We start from the raw sequence: 18,978 nt of genomic DNA on the forward strand, positions 1-18,978 counted from the left end.
TATTATATAGTAATCATGAGTAGGTCTAGTCCAAGACGCCCAACTATACGACTGAGAAACTATTACAGAGTTACCAGTTGAATGAATCTGTTTTCTTGCAGCGGGATCTGGAACCCATACAAGAGTTCCGTCATGCCTTTCTACAACAAACTTATACTGCTGCCCCGGGGAAGTATTATTCACTGCAGCCCACCATATCGTTCTATCCAAAGAAAGCTTCATAGGAATATTTGTCGCATTCCAAGAGTTAAACGTCCCCGCAACATAAACCTTTCTCGCATTTGGAGCATAGAAAGAAAAATGAGTAGTGTAGTATGTGCCACCAGAGTAAGTCGCTCCAAAGTAGTTTGTTACCGCAGAAGCTGTAGGATTCTCATAAAGCGAAATCTCACTTGGCAACCACCAGGCATAACACTCCCACCAGTTAACAGGTGAGTGAACATAAATATGAGCAACATTTGACGCAGAGTAATGACTCGGTAACTTCACTATCCTGTCATACCCACTCTTTATCGGTTCCTGCCTGGTCCAATTAACATCACTTCTCAGCTTAAGACCTATACTGTTCGTCAGATTTGGTATGTTAGAGATCACAAACACATACCACCTCTGATGGTTAGAAACTCTATTGACATACCCTGTCGTACTTGTTCCAGGAAACCAATAATAGAGTTGGATGCTTGACCAGCTCGCCAAATTGCTGTTTGTGTAAACATACACTATCAAAGTTCTGCTAGCCTCAACCGCACCTACAGCCAGAATCAACCCAACTACCACCAGCATTAACCTCAGAACACTCTTCATAGTTAACCTCCATTTCTGTAATAATTGCAAAAAATATGCCAAAAACTATAAATTCTTACAAATACCCGATAAAAAGAGCATAAGAATTTGAAAAAACCAAAATATTTGGGAACCGTAAAATGCACCAGATTGCACCATTTTTTGCAAACGCTGTTGAACAATAGTGCATATTTAGAATTCGTATCTCTCTAAATACCAAACTTCCTTGAAGAAACTATTCCCAAAACACATTAACATTTCACTCCAGTTTCTCACTCATTAGCTTGACTCTCCCCTTCTCAACATAGCCTATGAAGATTTTATTACCAACCACCGCAAAATCCACCAATTCAAAAGGACCGTAACTTTTTACTCCCCCATAAACATACCATTGATCATTGCTCTTATACTTGAATACCAACTTGTTCCCTCTCACTTCGTACTTAGTTATATCCTGATAGGAACCATAGAACCTGTCAAACATCAACTTCTTTCCATCGCTAACCTCTGACAAGACTAGGTACTTACCACTACCAACTATATCCAAAACCCTTCCTTCTACAAGGAAGTTAGTGTGCGGATTCGTAACAATTGTAAAATTGGAATTAGAAAGAAGTAAAAAATATTCATTATCAGCCATAACAAAACCAAACACCTCTCGTGGCAACCTCTCATCAGGATACAAAAACCAATCCCTTCCTACTTTATATATAAAGTTAAACTCTGAAATCCTAACCATATTCCTAGGAAGCATAACATAGTCATAATCTGAATACTCATAATCACCTACCTTTAAGCGGTAGTTTCTGCCTTGCTTAAAAGAAAAAACAAACACCCCCTCATCCTCAAAAAGAAGAAGATCTTTTGCAAAATCGTAAGGACCATAGTCAACACCATTAACATTAACATAATATTTACCTCCATAAACATTGGTCCCATCATACTCACCACCCACATTATAGATATACCCCACCATCTTCCCGTTTTCTGAACAGCTAAACTCCGAAACATAACTATAATACCCACTATCGCTATTTCCAATCTTTACCACCCATCCTAGTGTAGGCTTATAACCTACCAAGTAAAACACCCCATTTCTAAGAAAACCAAAATCAGAAACTTTGTAGTAACTCCCCAAAGTATTAGTCCCACCAATAGATGCAAATACCGATTTCCTGGTAAATGAGGTTACAAGCTTGGAAAATGAGTAAACATTGACTGTCTCGTTAGAAGAATAAATAACCGCAAAACCTCCGTTGGTAAAAACTCTAATATCAATTATCTCAGCATTCTTAAACTCAAACTCACTTCTCACACACCCTATAATACCAAAAAGCACAAACAGAATCAAAATTACTTCCTTTCGCATAGAGAAATTATAAAAAACCCTCACTCCTACCCTAAAGTTGACAAGAGTATTTCACTAGAGTTAGTTATTTCTATACATGTCATAACTTTGATATACCTACAACGGGAAAGTTGGACAAAAAATTTTTCAGCAACTTCTTAAGATTTCTTGGAAACCAAAACTTCATCACTCCTTTACATTTAAATTTCGGCTATATGCCACTATATATAAAAGCGAAGTAGAAGCTGATTAAAACTCCTTAACCAAACCTCAAGATAAGCCCAGCAGAACCAATATTATTTCTCTTGCACTATCCTCCACTTACACTTAATTACACCTCACAACCGACATATTTCTCCTTACCCCTATAGTAAAACTAACGCCTTAGGTGCTACCAAAAACAACGGATTTTTTGAAAATTAGCGGGGACAATAAAGTCTAAAATTCACAATCAGGTGTAGTTTCTTTTTATTTCTCTCGCAGTCCCTAACGGGACTGGATGAACACCATTTCTCAATAACACCTAAGGGAATTGGTATGAAGTGAAGCTTGTGACTGATGAAAACTATCTAGAAGCAAGTTGAATAAGTAAAAAGTTTAGGACCTTTCTTGCTCACCTATCTATGCAGGGTAACCAAAAAACTTGTGATACTCTACAAGCTATTAGGGTAGTTGTGATTGTAGAGACTAGTAAACTCCTTTGAATTCCAGTAAACACTTTATGTATAATTTCTAGAGCAAAGGGGAACTGATATGAGACTGAGTAGATTTCTTCTCTATACTCTCAGAGAAGAGCCCAAAGATGCCGAGATTGCAAGTCACAAATTGATGATCAGAGCAGGTTTGATATACAAGGAAGAAAGTGGACTTTATGGTTATTTGCCGTTGGGACTTAGAGTTTATAATAAAGTTGTCAATATCATTAGGGAGGAAATGAACAAAGCTGGTGCTATTGAGGCTTTACCTACGATTCTAACTCCTGCGAGTATATGGGAGGAAAGTGGCAGATTAAGCACTATGGGGAAGGAGATGATCAGAATAAAAGACAGAAGAGACGGCATTTTAGTTCTGGGTCCTACACATGAAGAAGCATTTACTGACATTGTAAGGAGAACAATAAACTCCTACAAACAGCTTCCTATAATCCTCTACCAAATTGCTAAAAAGTTTAGAGATGAAATAAGACCTAGGTTTGGGGTAATGAGATGTAGGGAATTTACAATGAAGGATGCCTACTCATTTGATATTGACGAGAAAGGACTAGATGAGAGCTACCTTAAGATGAAGCAAGCTTATACAAATATTTTCAAAAGAGTTGGACTCAATGCATTACCCGTAGAAGCAGATGTTGGAAGCATGGGAGGAACAAAAAGTGAAGAATTTATGGTTTTCTCATCCATAGGAGAATCAACAATACTTTACTGTCCTGGTTGCAACTACTACGCAAATGTGGAGAGAGCTGAATCTATACTAGAAGAAGATATAGAAAAAGAGGAAGAAAAACCCCTACAAGAAGTTGATACTCCTAACACCTACACGATAGAGGATCTTAAGAAGTTTTTCAATGTCTCTCCGAAGAAATTTATAAAGACCCTGATATACCTAGCTGATGCTACTCCTATAGCAGTGTTAATAAGGGGGGATTTAGACGTCAATGAAGTCAAGCTAAAAAATTACCTTAGTTGCAATGAGTTGGAACTGGCAGATGCTGAAACCATAGAGAGAGTAACAAAAGCCTCCTTAGGCTTTGCAGGTCCTGTAGGACTAGAAGGAATAAGAATTATAGCTGACAACTCTGTAAAGAGCATCAATAATGGCATTACGGGAGCAAACAAAAACGATAAGCATTTGATAAATGTCAACATTGGAAGAGACTTTGTGGTAAAAGAGTTTGCGGAAATAAGAACCTCTAAAGCTGGGGATAAGTGTATAAGATGTGGAGAAATTCTTAGGGAAACCAAGGGAATTGAGGTAGGTCACATTTTTAAGTTAGGCTACAAGTATTCCAAATCAATGAATGTCACAGTGCTTGATAAAGACGGAAAAAGGGTTAACCCAATAATGGGATGTTATGGAATAGGGGTTGACAGGACAATAGCCTCCGTAATAGAGGTAAGTAATGACAAAAACGGAATAATATGGCCTATAACCATAGCACCATTTGAAGCTATAATAATTCCCATTTCAACTAGGGATGAGAAGATAACAAAGATATCCGAGGAGTTATACACTTCCCTTCTCTCAGATGGGATTGACATTGCTATTGACGATAGAGAAGAAACCCCAGGAGTTAAATTCAACGACTCCGATCTTATAGGAATACCCTTCAAAATAATAGTTGGCAAAAAGTCTGTAAATGAGAATAAAGTTGAAGTAAAAAGGAGAGATAATGGTGAGATTTACGAAATTCCTTTGAAGGAAGCAAAAGATAAAATCAAAGAACTGATAAAGAACGAATACAGTAAATACCAATCATAACGTAAGTTATAGTTTTTGACCTACTAAGGCCTTAACCTTTAGGATTATTCCAACATTAAATACTACCCTTCTGATTTTTCTATCAACTGCATCTTTAGTTAAGTCAACACTTATGACTCTAACAGGAGTAAGATTTGGTCCTAGAGCAATTATTACCTCCGGAGAGAGGTCATAATCCGAATGAGCTTTTTTCACTATGCCAAACTCCCCAGAAGTTAATTCTACCACCGTTCCTTCAGAAATAGGACTCTGGATTTTATACATTCTGGAAACTTCTACTGCAAACTTTAGAGCAACCTCGGGATCGTATTTAGTTCCAGCAGACTTCAATATCTCCTCAACAGCAACTCTTACAGGAAGAGGCGGTCTATACGGCCTCTCAGTAGTCATAGCATCAAAGGAATCACACAATGATACTATCTTTGTATAAATATCTAACTTAGAACCTTCAACACCTAAAGGATATCCCTTTCCATCCATCTGCTCGTGATGCAACAGAACTATCTTCTTAGACACCTCATCAAGGTCCTGGTTATCTTTAATAAGTTGATAACCTATTACCGGATGCTTTTTTATTGTTTCAAGCTCTATCTGAGACAATGGCTCTTTTTTATTAAGAATTGATGTTGGTATCTTAATTTTACCTATATCTATGAGCAATGCCCCTACCCCTACCGCACAAACCTTATCAAAAGACAAAGCAAATCTTGAAGCGATATATGTTGACAATAGGCTCGTGTTTACCGCGTGAACATAGGTATAGCTATCATGACCTTTAAGATCAAGAAGGTTTAAGTTTTTACCTAAACCCACTTTTATCTCCTTAGCAACTTCTTCAACGGATTCTTTAGCTTTTTCAGTCCTAGGCATTTGGCTGTTAGTAATATCCCAAACTACACTTGAAAAGCTATCATAAACCTTCTTCTGAGTAACCTCAGAAATCATGGGTTCCTCAACATTTTGCTTAGAGAAGCTCGTATCTACTACCATTGGTCTGTAAGTTAGCTCAGTTAAACCTAGTTTATTCAAACTTTCTATGAATTCTCTCTTTATAGGAACCTTAGCAGGCCATAAGAATCCACCATTCATATCGTAAATATTTCCGTTCAGAACCATTCCCTCTTTAAGGTAAGAAACAGGAATTATCTCTTTCTTATCAAAATCCCCCATACCTGATATTATATATCACTCACTTCTAGAATTCAATCAAGTAAATTAATCCTCAGTAGATTCCAAAATTTATAACTAAGATGTAGTCTTTCTTTTTACTATTTTACTATTCTCGCAGTCCCTGCCGGGACTGGGTAAACACCATTCTTAATAAGCACTTAAGAAGCTTGTAAGAAGCTTGGTATGAAGTGAAGCTCTGTGACTGACAAACGCCTCTAGAAACAAAGAGGCAAGTAAAACAAAAAGTTGAATCTCATCTTCTCACTTAATGGAAATTGGAATTTATTGATCAATCTTCTGTATACCTGTAAATCTCAAAGAGGGTTACCAAGAGTTTTTGAAAACTACCATCTATTATGGATTCCCTTATCCTACCCATAAGTCTTTTGAAGAAATGGAGATTATGGATAGTAGTTAGTCTATAACCAAGCATTTCTTCCGCTTTTATCAAGTGTCTTATATACGCCCTTGAGTAATTTGAGCAAGTATAACAGTTGCATTCTGGGTCTGGAGGTGAAAAATCTTTCTCATACCTTTTGTTTCTTATATTTACCTTTCCTTGCGAAGTAAAGAATAATCCTCTCCTACCTGCTCTTGTTGGGAAAACACAGTCAAACATATCTACACCACAGGAAACTGCAAAAACTATATCCTCCGGCGTTCCTACACCCATAAGGTATCTAGGCTTATCTTGTGGCAAAAGAGAGGATGTAAAAGAGAGAACTTCATATGTCTTCTCTTTCTCTTCTCCCACACTAAGCCCACCAATTGCTAGTCCATCAAATCCTAGTGAACAAATTTGATCAACACTAATTCTCCTTAGATCTCTAAAAAATCCTCCTTGTATTATACCAAAGTGGTAATTTTGCTCCCTAAGTTTTTCAAAAATCTCATCACTCCTATAAGAAGATTTTCTAGAAATCTTTCCCCTAAGAGCCCTAAATGTTCTAAAAGATCTCTCTGCCCATCTATAAGTTCTGAAAACAGACTTTTCGGTTTGACTGTAATCAGCTTCGGGTGGCACAGGCTCATCCAATGGCATAATTATATTTGAACCTAATCTTAACTGTATCTCAACTACCTTCTCAGGTGTAAAAAAATGATAAGAACCGTCAATGTGAGATTTAAACCTTACTCCTTCCTCCGTTACTCCCACGAATTCGTTCAGACTAAAAACTTGGAATCCTCCACTGTCAGTAAGCAAAAGCTTCTTCCAGTTCATAAAGGAATGAAGCCCTCCCCCTTCCTCAATCACATCTATCCCCGGACGCAGATAAAGATGGTAAGTATTTGAAAGAATTATATTATCACTTAGTTCCTCGACCTCCTCCGATGATAAAGTTTTCACAGTCGCTTGAGTGCCAACTGGCATAAAAACAGGCGTTAGTACTCTTATACCACCTATCACTATCTCACCTACTCTAGCTTTCGTTGCTTGACAGCTATGGATAAGGGTAAATTTCATCCACGTCACCCTACGCTATGACAGATCTTATTTGTATTTTACTTATCAAGGCAACTCAACTAAAAGTTAACTTTCTCCAGATTCCTAGAAAACACTGAAAGGAAGTAGCAAGAAGCTCAAAGGAGATTCTTGAAAATTTCTTTTTTTTGTCTACATTATTTAAAATAATGTGTTACGAGGAAGATATGGACAAAAATGTAATCTACATATACGATACTACAATGAGGGATGGTAGGCAAGGAGAAAGTGTTGATTTTTCGGTTGCGGATATGCTTTTACTAACCAAGGTTTTGGACGATTTCGGAGTTGACTATATAGAAGGAGGGTGGCCAGCCTCAAACCCAAAGGATAGAACCTTTTTTGAAGAAGTTAGGAAACTTCCGCTAAAGCATGCAAAAATATGCGCATTTGGTAGCACAAGGCATGCAAAGAATTCTGTGAAGGATGATGTTAATATTAGGGAACTGCTGAACTCTGGAACTCCCGTTGTTACAATATTTGGTAAATCGTGGGATTTGCATGTGGAGAAGGTTTTTGGTATATCTCTTGAACACAACCTTGAGATGATCTATGACAGCGTTGCCTATCTAAAGGACAATGGCAAAGAAGTCATATATGACGCGGAGCATTTTTTTGACGGGTTTAAGGATAACCCAGACTACGCTCTTAAGACTCTTGAGGTTGTAGAGAGAGCAGGGGCAGATAACATAACACTAGCAGACACCAATGGTGGAACTCTTCCTTCCGAGGTAAAGGAGATAATGAAAGCAGTGAGGGAAGTCATAAAGTCACCATTAGGAATTCATGCTCACAATGATAGTGAACTAGCAGTTGCAAACTCACTTGAAGCCGTAAACAGTGGGGCTATACTAGTTCAAGGAACAATGAATGGGTTCGGAGAAAGATGTGGTAATGCCAATCTAATTTCCCTAATACCTTCTTTGATCTTGAAGATGAACAAAAAACTTAACGGAATTGACAAGGAAAAACTCAAAAAGCTTCGAGATCTCTCTGTTTTCGTCTACGATCTTGCAAACTTACCACCTAACGAAAGACAACCTTTCGTTGGGTCAAGTGCCTTTGCTCACAAAGGAGGAGTCCACGTAAATGCTGTTCAGAAAGATCCAAGAACTTACGAACACATACCACCAGAAACAGTTGGAAATGTAAGGAGGATACTAATATCTGAACAAGCAGGCAAAAGTAATATTATTGACAAGATTAAAAACATTGACGACTTAAAACACATATCAAACGACGAGAAACTACTTAAACTGGTTCTGGAAAAGATGAAGGATCTAGAAAATCAGGGCTACAACTTTGAAACAGCCGAGGCCTCATTTGAGCTACTTGTAAGAGAGATCATTGGACAGAAAGTAGGATTCTTTGAGTGCACTAGCTTCACCGTTAATGTTGTAAAATCTGGCGATGAGTTTGTCAATGATGCTCTTGTCAAAGTTAAAGTAGGCAACAACTTAGAAATAACCGCCGACGAAGGAGATGGTCCTGTAAATGCACTTGACAAAGCCTTAAGAAAGGCTTTAGGTAAGTTCTTCCCAAATTTAGACAAACTTAAGCTGATTGACTACAAAGTGAGGATAATAAACCCTAAGGAAGGGTCCGCTGCTAGAATAAGAGTTCTAACAGAATTCAAATATGACACTGTTACATTCACAACCATAGGTGTCTCGGAAAACATAATAAATGCAAGCTTCCAAGCCATTACTGACGCTTTCAGATACTTCTTCCTAAAATACCTTCCCAAGGACCCTACACATAGCACATAGCTATAAATATCTAGAGGATCCAAATCCTCAGAGTCTCTACGAAACACATTGACACAACGTAGAGATTTTATTAAACTTTAGAATATTAGAAATAGTATGATAGATTTAAGGACATAAAAGTTCCATATTCTGGAATAATAGGCCTAGTAGGAGGATTCGTAATAGGCGTAATTGTTGGAATAATAAGCGGGGGAGCAGTAATTGAAGTGTTTCTAAGGTCTCTATTGAGTGGAATTATTCTGGGAGCAGTGCTGTTCGGAGTTGAACAGGTATTAAAAAGGTTTGTTCCTGAGCTTCTTGAAGAAGAACCTCCCAAACCTAGGAGAAGTATAGACATAAAAGAGAATGAGGATATCTCAATGAGTGATATTTATTCTGATACTTACCCTCATACTTCTTCGGAAGAAGGAGTAGCCGAAAACCCATCTTCATACGATCTAGAAACCGGTTCTACAACCTATAGCTCGGAGATAGGAGATTTTAAAGAAGTTGAGCCTACGACAAACATTTCGGAAGAGAATACATTTGGTAGTGTAAACATCGGTTTTGAGGAAGAGAACAACATCATAGACTTCGGAACTTCCAGTCCTCCAGAAACAGAAGATACCGAACTTCCAAGTATAGATGATTTCAGCAAAAGAGAATCCACCACCGCTACACCATTCAAACCTACAACCTTTTCAACCGCAGAAATCGGCATCACAAGACAATCCAAAGGAGGAACTACCGAAGATTTTATAATACCACCGAAGGGTAAACCAATTCCTAAAGACTATAAGAAACTAGCAGAAGCAATAAGAACCAAGCTCAAAGAGGACTAAAGGAATAACAATATTATTAGAACCAAAGCTACTCCAACTCCCAAAATTAATAGGTTTACAACCCAGAAGATAAAAGAACTACCTTTAACTTTTTCCGTTGAAACCTTGTTTCCAAGCTCTCTCTCTTCAGAAGAAAAAGTACTATCGTAACTTTCACTCTCAATCTTCGGCTGAACAGCCGTAGTATGAGAATATACCATCTTCTGTTTTGGAATATCCTTTCCTTTAGTCACCTTAAGTTTAACATCATTTTTAACTACAAAATTCCCCGAGAAACCAGGACCAATTTCAACAGTAACCAGACTTCTATCATTATCTAACCTATTGATAAGAGTAATTCTCCCAGAAGTTATTCCATCACCCCTCGCAAACCACCTAGACACTTCGTCAGTATCAAGAACCTTTATAAATATTTCATCCCCAACATTCAGAGAGTTAATGGAAACTCCATCAATCGGTGACAGAACTGGCTGAATCGCTATATCATACAATGAAAACTCTGATAACATCTCCCCACCCTCAGCAAGTTTTACGGCACTTGGTATCTCAACACCTATATCTCTAGCAAACTTGTAAAACTGGAACACATCCATTCTCTCAATAGCAAACCTAACTATAGTATTTTCATCTCCGAAAATCACAGGAATATATGTGTACAAAAATCTCTTTACATCTAGATAAGTCCTATCTTCAGACATAACTTTAACAAGCGTTTGAACAAATTTGGCATCAGAAGTTAAAACGATCTCAGCTTTAGCAGAGAGATCTGGATCTATCTGTAATGACTTATATTCCGATGAAAGTTTTTCTAAGATCTCACGCCATTGGGATTCTACACTTATCTTCGTTATTTCAGTGGAGTGAGAAACAAAAGATTTAACCAGTTCAACCTTTTTTGATCTCAAGTTCACAAAAACTATCGCAAAGCCAGAGTATAAGGAGAAAGAAAACTTCAATTTCAGTACCACTACATCTTTCTTCAAAGAATTCAGCACAGAGTATATCTTCTCATAATCCCCCCCAAAGTAAGAAACCAAAAAATTTGCAACTCTTTCAGGAATACCTCTAGCTACCAACTCCTTAACATCCATAAGTAAATTTTAGACAATACAACAAAAACTTTCAATAATACAACCCCTGAAGTTTGGTCAAGAGTTTGGTATTTTTTTGTGAAAAAGTATTCTGAATACCTCGTGTTCATAACTCACCCAAGCAATCCTCAAACCTTCCCCTCCCAACCCTAGCATACCTGCCTTACCTAAAGGTAGAAGAACATAGAGGACAACTTTCGCTATCTTCTTCCTGAGTTTGGGTGGAAGGTCAAGTAGAAGGTTTTTGATAAAGTGATTTATAGTTCTTTTGTAGTTCATGTGTTTCTCCTTTTGCCTTTATTTTACAAAGCAAGAGGAGGTCCTTTCACTCTAATTTTTACCAAACTCTGCTGCAAATTTCAGATCTCACATATTTGAAGCTTACTGCACTAAAATTCATAATATTCTAAGTGCACTCATGCTCAAGTGTCCTTCCTGCAGTAACGAGATTGACAAAAATAGCTTTGTTAGAAAACACCTCTCAAAAAGGCTAGGTGTGGAGTATAAATTATACCATTGCTCAAAATGTGATCTCCAATTTTGGGCACCACTTGAGTTTATCAGCAAAGTTTACACAGAAGACATCTTAAACATAGGATACGAGATTTCCCACAAAGTTTCACACTTAAAAATAAACGACTACCATAGATTCTTTATTACTAAATTCTCCAGCTACATAAGGCAAACCTTCCCCAACTGTAAAATTCTAGACGTAGGATGTGGCAATGGAGCTTTCTTATACCATCTTACCAAAACAGGTTTTGAAGCCTATGGAACTGACATAGACACAAACAGCATCAACATAGCAAAAAATTTCTTCGGTCTTAAAGACGTATTTAATCTATCACTTGAAGATTTCGCAGATTATTCTAAGAAAAATAACCTAAAATTTGACGTTGTAACCATTTTTGAAGTACTTGAACACCAAGTAACCCCTTCCGAATTCATAAAACAGATAAAAGAAATACTATCAGAGGATGGAATAATTGCTGGTTCAGTCCCAAACAGGAATAGATTTCTAGCCAATATAACCAGACTCGGTGAAGGAGACTTCCCTCCACACCATTTTCTATGGTTTTCTCCTAAATCCTTGGAAAATCTCTTTAAGGAAAACAGTTTTGAACCTATCATCATAAAGCACCTAAAGGGGGATGTTTCACTACTGCTATCAAATCTATCTTTCCTAATCAAAAGTCTGTTTTATCAACTCAAGACAAATAACCCAAACATCGGTTTCTTTGAAAAATTGAAACACACCTTGTGGTTCTCCTTTAGACATCTCATGCTTTCTCTATATATTTTCGTATTTGGGTTTGATGTATTCTTTGCATTTAAAAGAAAGAACGATTAAAAACCCTAACACTTTACAAATAGATACAGCACAAAGCACCTCTTAGATCTCATAAAACGCACAAAGTAAAATGAACCTACAGACTCTTTCTAACATCAAACATCTTCTTCTCCCAGTTCCAAGAAGTTTCTATTATAGTCTCTATACTGGAGTATTTGGGTATCCATCCGAGAATCCTTCTAGCTTTTTCAGAACTTCCTATAAGCACAGGAGGATCCCCCTCTCTTCTGCTCCAACTTACTGTTTTGACTTTTTTCTTTGTTATCTCTTCTACTTTATTTACAACTTCTCTGACTGAAAACCCTCTTTCATTACCAAGGTTAAACACTTCACTTTTACCAGTGTCAACAAGATACTCTAATCCTAGAATATGCGCTTCTGCCAGATCGTCCACATGGATAAAATCTCTTACACATGTCCCGTCGGGAGTAGGATAATCCTCACCAAAAATTTTCAGATGATCATTTACTCCCAACGCAGTTTTTAGAGCAAGTGGTATAAGGTGAGTTTCCGGCTCATGCCATTCACCTATTTCGCACTCAGGATCTGCACCAGCAGCATTGAAATACCTAAAAATAACATACTTAAGCCCGTATGCTCTCCCATAATCCTTCAAAATCTGTTCAACCATCAACTTACTCCACCCATAAGGGTTTATAGGATTTTGTGGGTGATCCTCAGGTATAGGAATCTGGTTTGGTATTCCATAAGTTGCGCAAGTTGACGAGAATATAAAATTATTCACACCATTCTCTAGCATAACTTGGAGCAAATTAAGAGTATATGAAACATTGTTAAAGTAATACTTTGATGGATTTTCCACAGACTCACCAACGTAAGCGTAGGCACTAAAATGCATAACTGCATCAAACTTATACTTCCTAAAGCATAACCTAATCTGCTCAATATTACTCAAGTCACCCAACACAAACTCTCCCCACTTTAAAAATTCCCTGTGACCGTAGACAAGATTATCAAAAACAACAGTCTTATATCCTTTCTTACTTAGCAACTTATTAACATGCGATCCGATATATCCCGCTCCTCCAACAACTAAGACAACCATATAAAACCCGACTTGATAAGATGTTAATTATGAAACTATAAGTAACCAGTTTACTATCTGATCATTTACACACCCAATAAACCACAATTTTGGTTGACAACTAGGCGAGATTTTAGACTTTTTGCTTACTTACTCCCCTTGGTTTTAATAATATTCGTCAACTGCAGAAACCCACTTCATGCCGAACTTTTTATGTACTTATCAAGAAGGGTACCTATCCAGCCCAATAAGGACTGTAAGAAGAGTAAGAAAACTCTCAATTGTAGTTTTCAGAGACTTTACTACTTACCCAACAACTTCCTGAAGTAAGCTATAGTTTCCCTTAATCCTTCTTCTAAAGGTACTTTCGGTTCCCAGTTAAGCTTAGTCTTTGCTAGCGTGATATCAGGCCTTCTCATCTTTGGATCATCCTCTGGAAGAGCCTTGAAAATTATTTTTGATTTTGATCCTGTCATCCTCAAAACCATCTCCGCAAGCTCTATAATCCTAAACTCCCCAGGATTGCCCAAATTCACAGGCCCTCTAAAATCATCTCCAGACTTCATCATCAAAACTATACCGTCAACAAGATCAGATATATAGCAAAAACTTCTAGTTTGGTTTCCATCACCATACACGGTTATATCCTCTCCTTTCAGTGCTTGAACTATAAAATTGCTAACAACCCTTCCATCATCTTCCCTCATTCTAGGTCCATAAGTATTGAAAATCCTTATCACCTTTATCCTAACACCATACTTTCTCCAATAGTCAAAGCAGAGTGTTTCACTAACTCTCTTACCTTCATCGTAGCAAGCTCTAGGCCCAATCGGGTTTACATTCCCTCTATAACTCTCACTTTGAGGATGTTCAAGTGGATCACCATAAACCTCGGAAGTTGATGCTTGCATTATCTTAGCATCATATATTCTAGCAAGCTCTAACATGTTAAGCGTTCCTATAACATTCGTCTTAATTGTGAATATTGGATCACTTTGATAATGTGGTGGTGACGCAGGCGAGGCAAAATTGTATACCTCATCTACCTCTAGAGTCAAAGGATTCACAATATCATGAGTTAACACTTTAAACCTAGGATTAGTTAGAAGATGAGATATATTATCCTTTCTTCCCGTGAAAAAGTTGTCAACACACACAACTTCATTGCCTTCCTCCAGTAATCTCTCACATAAATGGCTACCAATAAATCCTGCTCCCCCGGTTACCAAAACCCTTTTCTGCATCTGGCCTCCTTATTTCTTACCAAAATGTGTAAGAGGTGGCTTACCTATTGGATACACATTAAATCCAATAGAGTATAACAACTTATGATCTAGAATATTCCTACCATCAAATATATAAGCAGGTTTTCTCATCAGCGAGAAAATTCTACTATAGTCCAAATTTCTGAAAACCTCCCACTCAGTTATAACTGCTATAGCATCTGCTTCCTTTACCGCATCGTAAGGATCATCAACATAATCTACGGTTCCCTTAACACCTTGCAGATCCTTCTTAGCGTTCTCAAGAGCTTTCGGGTCACAGATACTAAGAATAGCTTTTTCTTCCAATAGTTTCTTGGCAATAGTTATTGCTGCACTTTCTCTCGTATCATTCGTATTAGCCTTAAATGCAAAACCAAAAAGCGCTATTTTCTTGCCAGCTAATGTAAAAGACATTTCCCTTATCATGTTCAACACGAATCTAGTTTTCTGATGTTCATTTATCTCAACTACCTTAAGCCAATAATCAGCAACTTCATCAAGACCATAAGTTTTACAGATGTAGACAAGATTAAGAATATCTTTCTTGAAACAAGATCCCCCAAAACCTACACTAGCCTTTAAGAACTTGTTACCAATTCTAGTATCAAGACCAACATTTCTTGAAACCTCTTCAATATCTGCTCCTACTTTCTCACACAACTCCGAAAGAGAGTTTATGGAAGATACTCTTTGCGCCAAAAATGCGTTAGAAGCTAGTTTTGAAAGTTCAGCACTCCAGATATCAGAAGTGATAATTTTCTCCCTAGGAACCCATCTTGCATAAAGCTCAACAAGTCTCTCTCTAGCCTTCATCCCCTCGGGTGTTTCCTTAGAACCTATCAAAACTCTGTCAGGATAAAGCAGATCGTTTACAGCACTACCTTCTGCCAAAAACTCAGGATTTGATAAAACCTCAAAGTGATACTTTTTTGAAGAAGTCAGAACTTTCTCAATCGCTTCTGCTGCTTTTACCGGAACTGTGCTCTTTTCAACAACTATCTTATCCCCATTAGCATACTCAAGTATTTGTCTTGCTGATCTCTCAAGATTACTTAGATCAGGAGCCATCCCCTTCCCTTCTCCGTACTCTTTCGTCGGAGTATTAACACTCACGAATACCATACTTGCTTCTCTTATCGCAGACGGTATATCCACCGAAAAAAATAAATTCCTCCCTCTTACCTCCTTAACAATATCATCTAAACCTGGCTCATAAACAGGCAAATTGTCCGAATTCCATCTCTCTATTTTCTCACCATCTATGTCCACAACTATAACCTTTACATCAGGACATTTATAGGCAATCACAGCCATAGTTGTTCCACCAACATACCCTGCACCTATACATGCAATCACATCACTAGCCATATATGGAAAGTCCCCAAAAAGCTATGATATCTTAAAGAAACAAAAGAGTTTGTTTCAAAAACAACTCTCTTTCCAATAAAGTCTAAAACTTGCTAATACTGCTTACTCAACAATTTCTCCCTTTCACTGAAAAGAAAGAAATGTTGAAATCACTTTCTCTCCAAAAACGAAACATTAACAGACAAAGCTTTCCCTACACAACAAAGTCCTCCAAGAACAACAGTAAAGATGCCAATACTACTAACTTTCACCTTTAACAAAACTATGAGACTCGCTTTTATAATACTCCTGAAGCGACTTTACCCTAAACTCACTTTCCTTTATCGACTTGAGTGACTCAACTGCAGCATACATTGCAGGTATAGTCGTTATTAAAGGTATTCTATACTTTATCGCAAGTTTTCTTATACTAACCTCATCCTTAACTGACTTTCTGGTTCTTGTGGTGTTGAATATCATCCCTATTTTACCGTTTTTTATATGATCCAACAGATCAGGTCTGCCTTCTCCTATTTTCAACACCAATTCGGACTGTATCCCATTTTCACTGAGGAACTTATAAGTTCCCGAAGTTGCATAAATACTTACCCCCAGATCTTGTAGGGCTCTAGCTATGTTTAGAATTCTAGCTTTATCCTTATCATCTATCGTCAGAAGAACACTTTTGAGAGAAAGGTTTGTACCTGCAGCAATCTCAGACTTTGCATAAGCCATCGGAAAGCTTTCATCTATCCCCATAACCTCACCTGTTGATTTCATCTCAGGTCCAAGAACTGGTTCAACTTCTGCAAACTTATCAAATGGAAGAACAACTTCCTTAACAGCATAGTAGTTAAGCCTTGGCTCTTTTACACCTATCTCCTTCAAGGAATGACCTATAATCACCCTAGTTGCGATCTTTGCCCAAGGTATACCAGTTGCCTTAGAGACAAAAGGAATAGTTCTTGAGGCTCTAGGGTTAGCCTCTAACACATAAACTTCACCGTCCTTCACAGCATATTGGATGTTTATCAACCCTACTACCTTTAGCTCTTTAGCAATCATTACAGTATAACTTCTTATCGTATCAATAATATCCCTAGGTAACGAGAAAGGAGGTATCACTGTAGCACTATCTCCTGAGTGCACTCCTGCTTCCTCAATGTGCTCCATAATCCCAGCTATGATAACATCCTTACCATCACTCACCGCATCAACATCTACCTCAATTGCATCCTGAAGAAACTTGTCTATAAGGATAGGAGAACCCTCGGAAACCATTATAGCCTCTCTCGCAAACTCCAAAAACTCCTCCTTACTATAAACAATATTCATTGCTCTTCCACCAAGCACATAAGAGGGTCTTACCAAAACAGGATATCCTAGCTCTTCAGCCATCTCAAGTGCTTTATCTATACCAGTTGCAGTTCTACTCTCAGGTTGCTTTATCCCAAGCTTGGTAAGAAGTTCGCTAAACTTCTCCCTATCCTCTGCTATATCTATGCTTTCAGCAGAAGTTCCCAAAATCTTAACCCCAGCATTCCTAAGTTGCAACGAAAGTTTTAATGGTGTTTGTCCCCCGAACTGAAGTATAACTCCCTCAGGCAACTCCCTTTCAATAACATTCATCACATGCTCAAAAGTAAGAGGCTCAAAATACAAGCGGGTAGATATATCGTGATCAGTAGATACAGTCTCTGGATTAGAGTTAACCATAACTGCATCATACCCCCACCTTTTCAACTCCATCGAGCAATGAACACAACAGTAATCAAACTCTATTCCCTGACCTATCCTGTTTGGACCACTACCAAGTATAACTACTTTCTTGTTTCCACTCCCAACATACTCACATTCCTCATCATAGGTGGAATAATAATAAGGGGTCTTAGCCTCAAACTCAGCAGCACAGGTGTCCACTATCCTGTAAGTAGGGTTAACACTCAACTTCTTTCTATACTCCCTAACCTCCATCTCAGTTCTGTTTGTCTTGAGAGCTATCAAATGATCTGTTATGCCTACCTGCTTATAATAAACCATCTGCTCACTCGTTATATCCTCCAATCTACTCGGAATTGAATCCTCTGCTTCAATAATCTCCCTGAGGTTATTAAGAAACCACCTATCTATCCTAGTATAGTTGTATATCTCATCAACACTCATTCCTATCTTCATAGCGTCCTTTATATAAAAAATCCTATCAGGGTTAGGTTCTCTTAGCATGGAGACTATTTTCGGTTTTATCGCATCAATATCATTCAGGTAAGAAGGATCTTTTGAAAAAATCCCCTCAAAGAATTTCTTACCAATCTCTAATCCAACTATTGCTTTGACAAAAGCTTCCTTAAAGCTTCTACCAATAGCCATTGTTTCTCCAACTGATTTCATTTGAGTACCAAGCACTGGAGTAGCATCTGGAAACTTCTCAAACGCAAATCTTGGCATTTTCACAACCACATAGTCAAGTGTAGGTTCAAATGAAGCTGGAGTTTCTTTAGTAATATCATTAGGTATTTCGTCAAGAGTATAACCAACGGCAAGCTTTGCAGCAATTTTCGCAATTGGAAATCCTGTAGCTTTTGACGCAAGAGCTGAACTTCTTGATACTCTCGGATTCATCTCAATTACCATAAATTCAAACTTCTCAGGATTAACTGCAAACTGAATGTTTGATCCACCTGTCTCTACTCCTATCTCCCTCATTATATCAATACAAGCATTTCTAAGAATCTGGTATTGCTTATCGGTAAGAGTTTGAGCAGGAGCAACAGTAATGGAATCACCAGTATGCACACCCATAGGATCAAAGTTCTCAATTGAACAAACGATAACAACATTGTCCTTCTTATCCCTCATCACCTCAAACTCAAACTCCTTCCATCCTATCAGCGATTCTTCCACCAAAATCTCGTTTATCATTGAAGCCCTAAGCCCTCTTTCTGCAATAACCTTAAGCTCCTCTATGTTATACGCTATTCCTCCCCCAGTGCCCCCAAGAGTAAACGCAGGCCTAATAACCACTGGAAA

14 protein-coding genes are annotated in these 18,978 nt (G+C 37.9%); 4 read left to right on the forward strand and 10 right to left on the reverse strand.

All coding sequences use genetic code 11. The annotated features are described in order from the left end of the window. Both ABDH28_03845 and ABDH28_03850 read right to left on the reverse strand, forming a co-directional pair. Positions 1–804, reverse strand: an 804-nt coding sequence (locus tag ABDH28_03845; GenBank protein MEN2998150.1) for a hypothetical protein, incomplete at its 3' end; no start/stop codon positions are given. Between the two features lie 238 nt (positions 805–1,042). After that, complete coding sequence (locus tag ABDH28_03850) at positions 1,043–2,152, reverse strand: hypothetical protein (GenBank protein ID MEN2998151.1); 1,110 nt, start codon at positions 2,150–2,152, stop codon at positions 1,043–1,045. A gap of 732 nt (positions 2,153–2,884) precedes the next feature. Here ABDH28_03850 and ABDH28_03855 point away from each other — a divergent pair. Further along, positions 2,885–4,609: a proline--tRNA ligase gene (locus tag ABDH28_03855; protein MEN2998152.1), complete on the forward strand. Its 1,725-nt coding sequence runs from the start codon at positions 2,885–2,887 to the stop codon at positions 4,607–4,609. Positions 4,610–4,615: 6 nt separating this feature from the next. Here ABDH28_03855 and ABDH28_03860 read toward each other — a convergent pair whose 3' ends face one another. Both ABDH28_03860 and ABDH28_03865 read right to left on the reverse strand, forming a co-directional pair. After that, positions 4,616–5,779 carry an HD-GYP domain-containing protein gene (locus tag ABDH28_03860; GenBank protein ID MEN2998153.1) on the reverse strand — a complete coding sequence of 388 codons (1,164 nt, stop codon included), beginning with the start codon at positions 5,777–5,779 and terminating at the stop codon, positions 4,616–4,618. A 289-nt stretch (positions 5,780–6,068) separates the two neighbouring features. Then, entirely contained in the window at positions 6,069–7,244 is a 1,176-nt protein-coding gene (locus ABDH28_03865; protein MEN2998154.1) for a tRNA guanosine(34) transglycosylase Tgt, read from the reverse strand. A 185-nt stretch (positions 7,245–7,429) separates the two neighbouring features. Between ABDH28_03865 and cimA the strand changes: the two genes are divergently transcribed. Next, positions 7,430–9,031, forward strand: a complete 1,602-nt coding sequence (gene cimA, locus ABDH28_03870) for a citramalate synthase (protein MEN2998155.1) — start codon at positions 7,430–7,432, stop codon at positions 9,029–9,031. 206 nt (positions 9,032–9,237) lie between these two features. Next, complete coding sequence (locus ABDH28_03875; protein ID MEN2998156.1) at positions 9,238–9,852, forward strand: hypothetical protein; 615 nt, start codon at positions 9,238–9,240, stop codon at positions 9,850–9,852. Here ABDH28_03875 and ABDH28_03880 read toward each other — a convergent pair. Continuing rightward, positions 9,849–10,943 (reverse strand): hypothetical protein, encoded by a 1,095-nt coding sequence (locus tag ABDH28_03880; protein ID MEN2998157.1) that lies wholly within the window; start codon positions 10,941–10,943, stop codon positions 9,849–9,851. The genes ABDH28_03875 and ABDH28_03880 overlap by 4 nt on opposite strands. A 57-nt stretch (positions 10,944–11,000) precedes the next feature. Then, positions 11,001–11,222, reverse strand: a complete 222-nt coding sequence (locus ABDH28_03885; protein ID MEN2998158.1) for a hypothetical protein — start codon at positions 11,220–11,222, stop codon at positions 11,001–11,003. 139 nt (positions 11,223–11,361) lie between these two features. Here ABDH28_03885 and ABDH28_03890 point away from each other — a divergent pair, with 139 nt between their 5' ends. After that, positions 11,362–12,294, forward strand: a complete 933-nt coding sequence (locus tag ABDH28_03890) for a class I SAM-dependent methyltransferase (GenBank protein MEN2998159.1) — start codon at positions 11,362–11,364, stop codon at positions 12,292–12,294. 76 nt (positions 12,295–12,370) lie between these two features. On the opposite strand, the gene galE is transcribed toward ABDH28_03890, so the two are convergent. The 4 genes from galE to carB form a co-directional block, all read right to left on the reverse strand. Then, on the reverse strand, positions 12,371–13,360 hold the full coding sequence (gene galE / locus ABDH28_03895; protein MEN2998160.1) for a UDP-glucose 4-epimerase GalE: 990 nt from the start codon (positions 13,358–13,360) through the stop codon (positions 12,371–12,373). Positions 13,361–13,641: 281 nt separating this feature from the next. Further along, positions 13,642–14,583: a UDP-glucuronic acid decarboxylase family protein gene (locus ABDH28_03900; protein ID MEN2998161.1), complete on the reverse strand. Its 942-nt coding sequence runs from the start codon at positions 14,581–14,583 to the stop codon at positions 13,642–13,644. Positions 14,584–14,592: 9 nt separating this feature from the next. After that, on the reverse strand, positions 14,593–15,972 hold the full coding sequence (locus tag ABDH28_03905) for a nucleotide sugar dehydrogenase (protein MEN2998162.1): 1,380 nt from the start codon (positions 15,970–15,972) through the stop codon (positions 14,593–14,595). Positions 15,973–16,212: 240 nt separating this feature from the next. Beyond that, positions 16,213–18,978, reverse strand: a 2,766-nt coding sequence (carB, locus tag ABDH28_03910; GenBank protein ID MEN2998163.1) for a carbamoyl-phosphate synthase large subunit, incomplete at its 5' end; no start/stop codon positions are given.

The organism is Brevinematia bacterium (genome assembly GCA_039630355.1).
Taxonomy (GTDB): Bacteria; Spirochaetota; Brevinematia; order DTOW01; family DTOW01; genus SKYB106.